This window comes from uncultured Fibrobacter sp. (assembly GCF_937877005.1).
Classification (GTDB): domain Bacteria; phylum Fibrobacterota; class Fibrobacteria; order Fibrobacterales; family Fibrobacteraceae; genus Fibrobacter.
On sequence record NZ_CALEFV010000339.1, the window covers coordinates 1 to 13094 of the forward strand.

Below are 13094 nucleotides of genomic sequence, written 5' to 3' on the forward strand. Positions count from 1 at the left end.
TACATCACCCACATCCTGTATGCTCTGATCGTATACGGCGGCCTGGTAAAGTTCGTCGGCAAGGTTCCGGTGAAGGAATCTGCTTCTGCGGCAGAAACCGCGCAGACAGCTGCAGCGACTGCTGCTAATGCCGCCGCTGTTGTGCAGGGTGGTGTAAGCGAAGCCAAAATGGATGAACTTATTCAGGCCATCGACCGCCTGACCGAAGCAGTCAAGGCTTTGGCCCCGGCCAAGTAATTGAAAATTTAGCGCTGGGCGCTTCTCAAGCAGAAAGCCATAATCGCAAAAGTACCGGCTGACAATCGTGCTGGCCTATTTCTCAGCTTCCGTGAATGCGGGAGCCATGAAGGCTTGTTCGCTTCTTGATTATGTTTTATCCTTGTGGTATTTCCTAAGGAGTTCGATGTCGCGGAGCTTTTGACCGAGTTCGTCATCGGCGGCTACTTTGAGCAAGTCTGAGTCCATGCCGTTGATGGCGTGAAGGACTGCGGCGTATATCCCGATGGCGACTGCCGCAGAACCTTTTTCCACAGCCCAAACCGAGGCTCGGCTGACTGCCGCACGTTCGGCGACCAATGCGACCGATATTTTACGGCGCATACGGGCGAGACGGATTTGTTCACCCATCTGTTCGAGTATCTTGCTCGTCTTCGGCATTAAAACGACTGCTTTCTTTCCCATGATGTTTGTAAATATATATACTTTTTAGGAAAATGTCAATAAATATAGACGAAAATGTATGACGATTAAATGCGAGTATGTCAAAAAGTAAAAAAGTCCCCAAAAAAAGCGGAGTTTTTTCAGGTCGCGAATGCGCAGGAACAACCTTTTTCACGAAAAAGATGTATTTTTAGAGAAGTCCTATTGTAAAAAGAATCCCCAAGAAGGAGCGCTTTTATGAAAAATAAAGCCCATTCCCCCTTAGCTTACGTTTTTTTATCGGCATTTGTTACTCTGTCGTTTGTGCTTACGGCATGCGGAGAATCGACGGAGACGATAGTCGAAAAAGAATATGTTCGCGAGGGCCTTGAATCGGTCGACAAAGTTTCGGAGCTTCCAGAGTGCACTTCGGAAAATGACGGTGAAATGGTGTGGGTAAAAAAAGAGCACGAAATACGGGTATGTGCAGATGGCAAGTGGTTCGGCTCGGTGGGAAAGGACTCGATTGTAAACAGATCGGACACCGTCTACATTGCAGGGGATACCATCTATGTGATGTCTGATACCGTCTACGTTGTGGGCGACACCATTTATGTACACGACAAGGGTGATACTGTTTATTTGGCGAGTTCCGGTTGCGAGACTAAACCTCTTCCTGACGGACTTGGTCTCAAGGTGCTTTGCGGGGGAGATTCTGTGGGCGTTGTTTTTCATGGTCAAAAAGGTGAAGCTGGTGAGGGGTGTTCCCTGGAAACGCTGCCCTCGCAGATAAAGATTGCCTGCGGTGCTTCTGCGGTTTTACTCAACCTTGATTCGACGGGATCTGTCAGTGGTGCCGAAACGGTTACGCTTGACTCCGAGAAGATTGCCATTTCATTGGATGGCGTTACGGGTGTAGTTCAGAAAGGACCGTTCCTTTTGGATTCCAAGGTGTTCTTTTATGAATTGGAAAGTGGTCGCACGCTTGCCCAGACGGATAAAGTTTTTAATGGGAAAGTTCTAAACGATAACGGTGAATTTGAAATGTCTACACAAAAATTGGTGAGCCAGTATGTAAAGTTGTTGGCTACGGGCTATTATCGTAAAGAGATCACGGGGTACACTTCAGATGCCCCCATTACGCTATCTGGAATAGCCGACATGAATTTGCGCAACATGGTGAACATTAACCTTCTCACTCATTTGGAATATGAACGAGTAATCTATTTGGTGACCCAGAAAAAAATGAAATTCAAAGCCGCCAAGAAACAGGCGCAATCAGAAATTCTGGATATTTTCCATATTGATGCAAGGGATTTTAGCTTGTCGGAAGATTTGGACATTGCCGGCCCTCACAATGATGATGGCGCTCTTCTTGCAATTTCCATATTACTACAAGGAACTCGTAACGCTGCAAATGTAACGGAACTGCTTGCTGAAATTTCGTCTGCTGTAAAGGAAACCGGAAGATGGGATGCCGCAGCTACGAAAATTGCTATTGCCGACTGGGCCGCTGCTTTAGATTCATCGGGAGGGCTCAGTAGAATCCGTGAAAACATTGAGTCCTGGAAACTTTCCGCAAGGGCTGCGAAATTTGAACCGTTCCTGAGAAATTATTGGTATCAGGAATTGGGCCTTGGCGTATGTGGAAGTCTTGCGGAAGGCTTATCTTCGATGGGCGATATCCCCGTGGCAAAGAATGGCGAGGTGCGTTATGTGACAAATGAAATGAGTTCTCATTATGCGAAAAGTCTCACCGATACAACCAAAACTAAGACCCGCTATATTTGCGTTGCTGATGATAATGGTGGCACTTGGAAGATTGCGAGCAATATGGCGAAGGATACTGCTACATGGGGACATGAATATACTGAAGGTGATGTCAAAAATGGCAATTTGAATACGGATTTTGTATATGTGTATGATGGTCATAACTGGCGCCGTGGAACGACGCTAGATAGTCTGTTGCATAAGAATGGTGGGCTTGCCTGTGCACAGAAAAAGAATACGCAGTCGGGAAAAATCGCTGTATTGCACGATACGAGTTCGGTGAAGGTTAATGATGTTTATTATGTATGTTCAAAGAAAACGGCCACGTTGTCCGATACAGCTTATCGTTGGACCAAGGCTCCTGCCATCTATAACGATACGTATGAAGCTCGAAAAAATTGCAACGCACAAACGGATGGTGCTTTGATGAATGGGCGTATAGATGAAACCAACATTTATGTATGTGATTTCGTGGATTCCGATAAAGATAGTTCCTCCGGTTGGGAGCGTGCGTCCGCTTTGGAACAGCAGATTGGCGGATGTCGAGAACGTCTGCAGAATTCTATTGTGAGAGTGGATGCTATAACATATGGATGTCTTAATAACGTATGGACCGATATTACCGAATGGGACTGGAAATACGCTCTTGACCTAAGAATGAACCATGACTTGGTTTATGGCTCCATGACGGACGGGAGAGACCAGAAAACTTACAAAACCATAAAAATTGGCAATCAAGTTTGGATGGCGCAGAATCTAAACTACGCTGATACATTAAGTGAGCCTAGCTTGAAAAAAATGTCCTGGTGCCATCAAAACAATGGTGCGTACTGCGAAATCGGGGGACGGTACTACTCGTGGGCTGCGGCTATCGACTCCATACGAATTTTCAATGAAACAGGAAAAAAGTGCGGCTACAAGGCTAGTTCCTGTGAATTGCCCCAAAAAGTGCGCGGGGTATGTCCCGAAAATTGGCATCTTCCGTCTATGGCAGAATGGGATACCTTATTCTCGGCCACGGGTGACATGAATACGGCTGGTAGGATGTTGAAGTCCAAGTCAGGTTGGGGTAAGTATAATGGTGAATCTCGTAATGGTACGGATGACTTTGGCTTTTCGATAATTCCCATGGGGTACTGGAATCAGACATCTTCCTCTGTTGGTTCTACGGCATATTTCTGGAGTGCCGATGATGAGAGTTATTCGGATGATGTTGGTTTTACACTTGGTGCATCTTTCGATTACTCCGAAAAAGCGGGCAAGTCAAGCATGGCAAAAAGGGTTGGCCTTTCTGTGCGGTGTATTAAAGATTCTGGCGTGTCCGAGTAGAAATCTGCCCCCGTCAAAAAAACATTTATTCCCATACAGTGAGGTGTTTTTTATGGGGCTTATGAATTTTTTTTTCGGTGTTGTCGCGGGTTTGTTCCTGGCTGAAAATGCTGCCCCTGGCATGTATCTTTTCCGCTAGAAATTTAGCGCTGGGGGCTTCTCAAGCAGAAAGCCATAATGGCGAACGCACCGGCGACATTCATGCTCGCCTTGCGGCCAGCCATCGGAATAGTCACTTTCATTGTCGCCTCCGCCATCAGTTCGGGGGCGATTCCCAATTCTTCGTTGCCGAGGATGATGAGGCCTTTTTCAGGCCACTTGACTTCATTGATGCTCGGGATGTCTTCGCCGGTTTCGAGCGCGATAATTTCGTAGCCGTTTTCCTTGTGCCACTTCACGCAGTCGAAGGGGCTATCCCAGCGCTTGATGGGGATCCATTCCTGGCACCCGCGGGCGGCACTCTTGACCGTCACATGGTCGGGGCCGCAGCTGTAACCGCTCAGGTGGACTCCTTCGAGCCCGAAGCAGTCCGTGCTGCGGATGATGGAACCGACGTTAAAGGCGCTGCGCAAGTTGTGCACGAGTACGGCAAAGGGAATCGGCTTCTCGTTCGCGACTTCGCGGTCCCCCGGTTCCTGCTCCAGGTAAACGTCCCGTTCGAACCCGAGTCCGGCCCTGGTGCGGAACGTCTTGTACAGGTCGATCATCTGGGCTTGATTTTTTCCGGTAAGGTGCTCGCTTTCGGGGAGCTTCATCCATTCGGCGTAAGTCTCGAATTCGCGTTTGGCGCGGGGCACGTCATCGCCCAGTTGCAAGATGATGACGCGCAGCAGTTCGGCCATGCGTTTGGCCTTGGATGTCTCTTTGGTGGCGAGAAATTTCTTTTCGGAAAACATAGGTACCCTATAATGTAGCAAATGCGCAAAAAAGATCCCGCGGAAGTTCCGCGGGATCCTTCTCCTAACCATCCTCAAACCCTAAAAAACTCGGGGCCCAAAATGAGGATGTAAACGTGCTCTAGTTCTTTACGCAGCGGACATAGGCCTTGGGAGATCTGCTGACACCGAGAATGTAGTTCCTGTCAATCGAGAACTCGATGAAGGTGAAGTCAGTTCTCGTTAGCGGGTAGTCCATGTCGAAGAACTGAATCTTTGGATCTTTCCACGGGTCGTCATTGTCAAATGCGGGCGCGTTGTACGACAGATTGTCCTCGTCAAGTGTGTAGGCGTGATAATAGGTCTCCAGATACTTGGCATCCATGACGGAAAGATTGAAGTCGAACTTGTTGAAGAATACTCCGATCAGATCCTTTCCGAAGGCGGCTTCAATGTCCGATGCCCTCCAGGTTTCGTCAAGTAGGTTCTGCGGTCCGCCCACATAATCAAGGAGAATTGCCCATTCCTCGCTGGTAGAGACATGCCATCCGTCAGGGCAGATTCCCTGATGGAGCGAATCCAGTAGACCGTCCTTGATGGGACCCTTCATATACTTGTCGTCAACTTGCATGACGGTTGTCCAGCTATAGCTTCCGACGAGGCGCTTATTCTTTTCATAACCCTTGGAATAGGTGATCGTGGAGTCGCTGTATTGGAGGTCTTCGGCCATCCAGACATATTTCTTGCCCTTGTACTTGAAGCTTACGGTCTTGTATTTTTTCCCGTCGCGTTTGTCCGTCATGGAACCCGTTTCGTGTTCGATTTTTAGGGTAAGCGAATCAAGATGTTCCTTTGTCGTGATTTCCCAATTGAATCCGTTACAAAGGAGGTAACCCTGTGTTAGGACTTCTCTATCCCAGCTGCCGATGACGATGGGCTTGTTGAATTCCCTGTACTCTCCCCAAAGGTTTTCCTTACAGAATTCGACATCCATGTAGTGCAGGAATACGTGCTTGCTGAATTCGTATTGTTTTTTCCATTTTCTCAGCGAATGATCCTTGCGTTCGTCCGGGTCTGCCTTTTCCTTGTCCCGGATATCCTGCTCAGTTGTAAATTCCATATCGGCATGAACATTGGTGTAGTAATAGGCGTAACCTGCGACATCCTGCATGACGCTATCGCTGAGTTTTCCATCGTCGGCGAAGTCGTCGGTGAAGGTGTCAAGATACTGCTGCAGTTTGTCGCATCCTTCGAGATCTTCGTCAAGCCAGTCGTTCCATTCGGGCTGGCCATCGATAAGAGCGCTGATGTTGTACAGGATCAGATCCGCCTCGGAGGTGTTGTAGATGTTCAGGTCTTCGGCAGCGTTGACATCGGCTGTGAAACCGAAAGCCTCGAAAACTTCCGTGGCGGCCTGTTTCTTGGCTTCGGCAAAGGACTTGCCTTCCTTGACCAGGTTCAGGACCCTCTTGTATTCAAAGTGGGTCAAAAGGTTGATGTTTACGGTCTCGCGCTTTTCCAGGCTCGAAACGGCGTCCAGGCGGATGGAACATGCGGAGGTTTCGTCAACTTCTTCGCGAGTGTACTTGCCTTTGGCGGAAAGCAGAATGTACTGACTTTCTAGTTCAAGGCTGTCAAACTTGAAGTCACCCTTGTTGCTGAGCGTCTTGGTGGTCAATTCCTTGCCGGTGGGGGTGAAACTTCCATCTTCCGAGGTTTCTTTGAGAATCACCTTGGAACCCTTGACAAGGGGACCCTTTTGTGTAACGCCTGCTATCGTTTTGTCTGAAATTGCGATGATGCCTGCATCGTCCGATGTTCCGCCCGAGACGCTTTTTTCGTCAGAGCAAGAACAGACTACAAGTGCAAAAGACAAACTAGCGTATGCTAAAAAACTACTTTTCATTCTTATCCTCCCAAATAGAATCGTTATTACTTTTTAAAGGTTCACTTAATGGAAATAATTGCAGGTTCAAACGGTATACCTGCTCCGTTTCTTCGTCTTCCGTAGCGATGGCTATGATGCGGCGACGACAATCCGCAAGCTCTTTCTTGATTCGTTCGTAAGCACGGTGCGTAAGTCCCATGGTGATGCCGGACATGTCGCGCTCCGAAAGCGGTAGGCTTAGTGCCTTGATTGCAAATTCGCCCATCTGACGCTGCATATCGCGGGCGGCTACGGGAACCGCATCCACCGAACCCATCGAAATGGACTTGTCCGTTTGGTGGTAGTTACCGTTCTTGTCCTTTTTCAGAAGCTTGGCTCGCACCAGAAAGTCGAGCGTTTCCGAAACTTCCGCAGCAGAAATCTTCTGCTTGCAGGCGTGTGCCATTTCAAGCGGCTTTGCTCCGGGCATGTGCGGGGCGAGCTCGCGAATGAACGCGTTCTTCCATGACTTGAAATAGTTGAACTCTTCGTTGCCGAGGATCCGGATTTTATGGGCCATGGCAAGGGCACACCTTTCTTCGAATGCGGCCTTTTTCGCTTCGTCGCTTTTGGCGTGAGCGTACGAAACCATCAGAACAAAGTAGGTGTATTCAAAACCGACAAGTCCCATCGCGTTCGCGACCGACCCTGCCGCACCGATGCTCAGGTTCTTTTTCCCTTCGCAAACGTACTTTAGGTAGACTGCAGACGAAAAGCCTGCATCACGTGCAAATTCGCGCCATGTAAAGGCCGAACTGCGCTTGCGTTCATCGTAGTAGTCCCGGATGAACTTGCGGTAATCTGTGTACTCAATGATTTCCTTCACGACTACAAATTTAGACAATTTTTCTTGTTTTGGAATACAAAATCTGTGTTTTTGTGTGAATTTTACAATAAATTTGGTTATTTTTGAAATTTTATGAGTTTGGAATACAAAATTCGTATTCCTGGAATACAAAAAAACGCGAAATTCGCTTTCTTGTCGTCAAAAACCGAATTTTGGGGCCTTTTGGAGAGTGTTCTTTTGTGCAAATTTCTACATTTCCCAAAGCATGGAAAACACGCATAAAGTGCGCATTCTTGTTACCAATGACGATGGCGTCGGGAATGCGTATATACACTTCCTGGCTCAGTCCTTGACTCCTCTCGGGGAGGTTTTCGTGTTTGCCCCCGAATCGGAACAGAGTGGCGTTTCTCACGCGTTTACGGTGCGTCGGGGGCTTGCCGTTAAGCAGTGCCATTCATCAGGTGATTATCAGTCCTACTCTATGGATGGGACTCCAGGCGATTGCGTCAAGTTTGCGTTAGGCCATTTTGCGCTTCATGGGGTTGCCACTGAGGGGGTAGGTCCGGGTCCATTTGATGTGTGTTTTTCGGGCGTGAACGTGGGTGAAAATTCTGGAGTCTCGTCGCTGTATTCCGGTACGGTGGCGGGTGCTCGCGAAGCCGCCCTTTGGGGTGTGCCCGGCATTGCGCTTTCGCTCCGCGGCACAACCGCAAACATGCTTGAAACAGCCAAGGATTTCGCCGTGAAGGTGGTCAAGGACCGCCTGTTCGAACGGATTCCCGTAGGCGTGTTTTGGAACGTGAATTTTCCAAAGGCTACCGCCGAAACCTTCAAGGGGTACAAGGCGACCAGGATGGCCCTTGGAATGTTTACGGACCACTATTCCCACGAAGGGAACATGTGGCAGCTGGACGGTGACAAGCTGTGGGACGAACAGCCCAAGGATAGCGACGACTATCTGTTGAATCAGGGCTACGCGACGATTACGCCCCACCGTATCGACCAGACCGACGAAGAAAGTTTAGAAGTAATAAATGAAATGATAGAGGAAAACTAATGTCAGAAGAATTGGTACCAGGTTCGCAAATCAGGTCCTTGATTGAAAAGGACATGCAGGATTGCTACTTGCGCTATTCCATGAGCGTGATTGTGGCCCGAGCACTCCCTGATGCGCGTGATGGCTTTAAGCCGGTGCACCGCCGCGTGATGTACAGTATGCATAAGCTCGGCGTGGTGCCCAACAAGCCGACGGTGAAAAGCGCCCGTATCGTGGGTGATGTAATCGGTAAGTACCACCCGCATGGCGACTCCGCCGTATACGAAACCTTGGTGCGTATGGCGCAGGACTTCTCGCTGCGCTACCCGCTGGTGTTCGGTCAGGGTAACTTCGGTTCTATCGACGGCGACGGCGCTGCCGCTATGCGTTATACCGAAGCCAAGATGAACAACATGGGTGCGCTCATGTTGGAAGACTTGGAAAAAGATACTGTGGATATGGGCCCGAACTTCGACGAGTCTTTGGAAGAACCGAAGGTGCTGCCTTCCGCTCTCCCGAATATGCTCGTGAACGGTACCACCGGTATTGCCGTGGGTATGGCTACCTCGATGGCTCCGCACAACCTCCGCGAAATTGCAAACGCCATTCATGCGGTTGCTGAAAATCCGGATATTTCCGGCGAAGACCTGCTACAGTATGTGTCTGGCCCGGACTTCCCGACTGGCGGTATTATTTGTGGCCGCGCCGGTATCCGCGATGCTTATTTGACGGGTCATGGCCGTGTGCGCGTGCGTGCCCGTACCGAAATCGATGTGGATAGCCGCGGTAAGCCGCGCATTGTCGTCTCCGAAATTCCTTACATGGTCAACAAGGCCGAACTCTGCAAGAAGATTGCAGAACTCGTGAAGGACAAGCGCGTCGACGGCATTACGGACATTCGTGACGAATCTAGCCGCGAAGGTATGCGCATCGTAATCGAAATGCGCAAGGATGTGGTCGCCGAAGTCGTTTTGAATAATTTGTTCAAAAATACGCAGCTGCAGACCACCTTCAGCATTTATAACCTCGCTCTCGTCAACAACCTGCCGAAGCTTTTGACGCTCAAGGAACTTATCCAGGTTTACGTGGATCACCGCCTTGATGTGATTACGCGTTCCACGCAGTTTGACTTGAACAAGGCCGAAGCACGACTCCACATTATCGAAGGTCTGCGTATTGCAACGCAGAACATCGACGAAGTGGTGCAGATTATCAAGTCTAGCCCGACGACCGAAGCCGCAAAGACTGCCTTGCAGAACCGCTTTAACCTCGACGAAATCCAGTCGCAGGCTATCGTGGACATGCGTCTTGCTCAGCTTACCGGCTTGAATATCGAAAAGTTGGAAGCCGAATACAACGAACTCGTTGCAACCGTTGCCGACTTGAAGGACATTCTCGTTAAGCGCGAACGCCGCGTGAAGATTATGCTCGACCGTCTCGATGCAATCGTCGACAAGTGTGGCGATGACCGCCGTACTTCTATCGAAGATGCCGTTGACGACTACGATTACGAAGACCTGATTGCCGAAGAAGAACAGGTGATTACGCTCAGCCGCGAAGGCTACATCAAGCGCTTGCCGATTGATACCTTCAAGGCGCAGAACCGCGGTGGCAAGGGCATTATAGGCGCAACCCTCAAGGAAGAGGACAACGTTGAACAGATCTTTACCGCAAGCACCCACAGCTACCTGCTGGTGTTTACGAACAAGGGTCGCGCTTACTGGACCAAGGTTTACCGACTCCCTGAAGGAACCCGCAACGGCAAGGGCCGCCCGATTATCAACTTTATCGGTCTTACCGAAGGCGAAAAGGTACAGGCGATTGTGCCGGTGCGCAAGTTCGGCGGTTACTTCTGTCTCGTGTTTGCGACCAAGAAGGGTGTCATCAACAAGATGGACCTCACCTTGTTCAGCCGTCCGCGCAAGGCGGGCGTGAACGCCATCAGCTTGGACGAAGACGATGAACTGGTGAAGGTGCAGCTCGTGGGCATGTCTGCCGAAGACTTCAAGGCTAGCCAGGCTGCCGAAGGCGAAGACGCTGATGCCGAAGCCGAAACACAGGCTGCCGAGGCCGCCATCGCCGAAGAATCCGAAGACGCCGAAGATATCGAAGGTCGCCCGATTCCGAAGGACTTGCTGATGCTTGCGACCAAGAACGGTCAGGCAGTGACCTTCCCGATCAGCTGTTTCCGCGCCATGGGCCGCGGCACGCACGGCGTGAAGGGCATTACCTTGGCCGAAGGCGACGAAGTGATTTCTCTGTTGTGGCTCAAGGCCGGCAACAAGATCGTGACCATTACCGAAAACGGTTACGGCAAGCGTAGCGAACCTTCGACCTACCGCATTACCCGCCGTGGTAGCAAGGGCGTACGCAACCTGAACGTGACCGATAAGGTGGGTGCCGCCGTGTTCGTGGAAAGCGTCGCCGATGACTACGACTTGATCATTACTAGCCGCGAAGGCCAGGTGATTCGTATCAAGGCTGCCGATATCCGCCTCACGGGCCGTAACGCCCAGGGCGTCAAGGCCATTACCCTGCGCGAAGGTGATGTGGTACAGGATGCTACCGCACTCCCGAGCGTCGAGGATATCGAACAGGATAGCGCCGAAGCGAAGGAAACCTTCGATCACGTGGAAGGCGTCGAAGTTGACGACGATTCTGTCGAAAAGATCGAAGACAAGCCGGAACAGCAGATCGGTGTGCCGGCAAATGACGAAGAATAAAACGGTGCGGGGCCTCGAAAGGGGCCGATGCAATCCGTTAATATAAATAACGCTCCTCTCATGTTTGAGAGGGGCTTTTCTGTATCAAAAACAGGCTTTTTTACTCAAAAATCGCCGTTTTTTCCTTTTTTTTTTCTGTTGTAAAAGGTAACAACGGAATTGATCCGGTAGTGCTTGACCTCTTATGTAGAATAGTATAAATTAGAAGGGAGTACAAACCACCCCCCGAGAGGAAAAGTATGAGTATCAAAAAAGTTTTAACAACAGCCTTTGCCATGGCCGCAATTTCGTCATCCATTTCCTGGGGGCAGACCGTTACCTGCTCTGGTGGCAGAGATCAGCAAATGGGTAGCGCCGGTGGCTATGATTACGAACTCTGGAGCCAGAATGGTGCCGGTACCGCAACTATGAAGCTTAACGTAAGCACCGAAAATGGTGGTGCTTTCGAAGTTGAATGGCAGGGTACTATCAACATGTTGGCCCGTACCGGAAAGCGTTGGGGGTCTAACTCCACTGTTACCGTACAGAATGTGGGTAATATTACCTCCGAATTTGAAGTGGAATGGAGCTCCTCCGACAACGTGAAGTATGTCAGCGTCTATGGTTGGGGCTATTACGACCAGCAGGACATTCCCAGTGGTTTCAGCAATGAAATTGAATACTACATTATCCAGGATCGTGGACCCTACAATCCTACCCAGGGCGGTAAAAAGTTCGGTTCTGCAAAGATCGATGGTATTGACTACGATTTCTATACTACCGACCGTATTCAGCAACCTTCTCTTTCGGGTACCAGCACCTTTAAGCAGTATTGGTCCATCCCGTCGAATACGAGCCAGCATCGCACCAAGGGAACCATTTCTATTTCCAAGCACTTCAAAGCATGGGCTGATGCGGGTATGAAGATGGGAAAACTGTATGAAGTTGCTTCCATGAAAATTGAATCCTACACCGGAAATACGGGCACTGCAAAAGGTTGGGCTAAAGTTAAGAAGAACCTGCTGAAAATCGGTGGCAGTGCCGATGAACTTGGCCTCAATGTAACTGCATCTCCGGCTGCGGCAGGTACTGTGACAAAGAGCCCCGAAGCTAACTATTATGCTCCGAAAACAGCTGTACAGCTCACCGCCAAAGCCAACGAAGGCTGGAAGTTTGTGGGTTGGGAAGGTGATGCTACCGGCTCTACCGAAACCATTTCTGTAACCATGGACAAGGAAAAGTCTGTTGTCGCCAAGTTTGAATTGGTCGGCGAAACCACAGTGAACCTTCTTAAGGATGGTGATTTCCCGAGCAGCAGCGTGATTTCTACAAGCCAAGATGCATCTTGGTTCCTGGGTCAGGGTACAAACTGGGGTAACTCTGCTGCAAAGACATCTGTTTCTGGTGGCACGGCTACGGTTGACGTTACCACTATTGGTGCAGAAACTTACCAGCCGCAGCTTGTTCAGTACAATTTGGCTCTTGATAAGGGCATGAAGTACAAGTTGTCCTTTAAGGCTAGCGCTGATGTAGATCGCAAGATTGAAGTTAATTTCCAACAATCCGTAGACCCCTGGGGTGCATACGCCACTAAGGAATTTGACATCACCACTACGGAAAAGGAATACACATTTATCTTTGCTATGGAAGAAGATACTGATGAAGCCGCTCAGTTTGCCTTCAACTTGGGACAAACTACAGGTGCTGTCAAGATTAGTGACGTCAAGCTGGTCTTCACCACTGCTGAACCGGGTTCCGAAGGTGGTGAAACCCACGCAATCGCATCGACGCTGCGCTTGAACGCCGCCGGTAAGATCTATCAGGTGTTCGACATGCAGGGCCGTAGCCTCGGCAAGGTCGATGTTGCCAATGGCGCCTCCGTTGCCGCCGCTCTCTTTGCCAAGTTCCAGAGGGCTGGAGTCTACATGGTGAAGCAGGGTAGCAAGCTTACTCAGGTGCGCGTAACCCGCTAAAAATGATTTTGTCATAGAATCCTAAAGCACTCCTATATTGTGGATGACAAAGAAGG

At 49.8% G+C, this 13094-nt stretch carries 8 protein-coding genes and 1 pseudogene; 5 read left to right on the top strand and 4 right to left on the bottom strand.

The window, feature by feature from the left end; genetic code table 11:
- Positions 1-237, top strand: a pseudogene (locus Q0628_RS15220) (hypothetical protein); the annotation flags it as partial.
- A gap of 129 nt (positions 238-366) precedes the next feature.
- Here the strand turns inward: Q0628_RS15220 and Q0628_RS15225 are convergent.
- On the bottom strand, positions 367-681 hold the full coding sequence (locus Q0628_RS15225) for a helix-turn-helix transcriptional regulator (protein ID WP_173567405.1): 315 nt from the start codon (positions 679-681) through the stop codon (positions 367-369).
- 216 nt (positions 682-897) lie between these two features.
- On the opposite strand from Q0628_RS15225, the gene Q0628_RS15230 reads away from it, so the two are divergent.
- Positions 898-3738: a fibrobacter succinogenes major paralogous domain-containing protein gene (locus tag Q0628_RS15230; protein WP_298772441.1), complete on the top strand. Its 2841-nt coding sequence runs from the start codon at positions 898-900 to the stop codon at positions 3736-3738.
- A gap of 143 nt (positions 3739-3881) precedes the next feature.
- On the opposite strand, the gene Q0628_RS15235 is transcribed toward Q0628_RS15230, so the two are convergent.
- From Q0628_RS15235 to Q0628_RS15245, 3 genes are all read right to left on the bottom strand, one after another.
- The gene (locus Q0628_RS15235) at positions 3882-4634 is read right to left on the bottom strand and encodes a TrmH family RNA methyltransferase (RefSeq protein WP_298772443.1); all 753 of its coding nucleotides are present in this window, start codon (positions 4632-4634) and stop codon (positions 3882-3884) included.
- Positions 4635-4755: 121 nt separating this feature from the next.
- Positions 4756-6519: an FISUMP domain-containing protein gene (locus Q0628_RS15240; RefSeq protein ID WP_298772445.1), complete on the bottom strand. Its 1764-nt coding sequence runs from the start codon at positions 6517-6519 to the stop codon at positions 4756-4758.
- Complete coding sequence (locus tag Q0628_RS15245; RefSeq protein ID WP_298772447.1) at positions 6509-7366, bottom strand: TIGR02147 family protein; 858 nt, start codon at positions 7364-7366, stop codon at positions 6509-6511. Before Q0628_RS15245 ends, Q0628_RS15240 begins: the two co-directional genes overlap by 11 nt.
- Before the next feature lie 226 nt (positions 7367-7592).
- Here Q0628_RS15245 and surE point away from each other — a divergent pair, with 226 nt between their 5' ends.
- The 3 genes from surE (at position 7593) to Q0628_RS15260 (ending at position 13038) form a co-directional block, all read left to right on the top strand.
- Complete coding sequence (surE, locus tag Q0628_RS15250) at positions 7593-8384, top strand: 5'/3'-nucleotidase SurE (protein WP_298772449.1); 792 nt, start codon at positions 7593-7595, stop codon at positions 8382-8384.
- The gene (gyrA, locus tag Q0628_RS15255; RefSeq protein WP_298772451.1) at positions 8384-11086 is read left to right on the top strand and encodes a DNA gyrase subunit A; all 2703 of its coding nucleotides are present in this window, start codon (positions 8384-8386) and stop codon (positions 11084-11086) included. The genes surE and gyrA overlap by 1 nt, the downstream gene beginning before the upstream one ends.
- Before the next feature lie 239 nt (positions 11087-11325).
- Complete coding sequence (locus Q0628_RS15260; protein ID WP_298772453.1) at positions 11326-13038, top strand: glycoside hydrolase family 11 protein; 1713 nt, start codon at positions 11326-11328, stop codon at positions 13036-13038.
- Positions 13039-13094: the final 56 nt, after the last annotated feature.

Coding starts and splice junctions, on each gene's coding strand:
- Q0628_RS15225 (WP_173567405.1), bottom strand. CDS start 681: ATGGGAAAGAAAGCAGTCGTTTTAATGCCGAAGACGAGCAAGATACTC.
- surE (WP_298772449.1), top strand. CDS start 7,593: ATGGAAAACACGCATAAAGTGCGCATTCTTGTTACCAATGACGATGGC.
- gyrA (WP_298772451.1), top strand. CDS start 8,384: ATGTCAGAAGAATTGGTACCAGGTTCGCAAATCAGGTCCTTGATTGAA.
- Q0628_RS15260 (WP_298772453.1), top strand. CDS start 11,326: ATGAGTATCAAAAAAGTTTTAACAACAGCCTTTGCCATGGCCGCAATT.
- Q0628_RS15235 (WP_298772443.1), bottom strand. CDS start 4,634: ATGTTTTCCGAAAAGAAATTTCTCGCCACCAAAGAGACATCCAAGGCC.
- Q0628_RS15230 (WP_298772441.1), top strand. CDS start 898: ATGAAAAATAAAGCCCATTCCCCCTTAGCTTACGTTTTTTTATCGGCA.
- Q0628_RS15240 (WP_298772445.1), bottom strand. CDS start 6,519: ATGAAAAGTAGTTTTTTAGCATACGCTAGTTTGTCTTTTGCACTTGTA.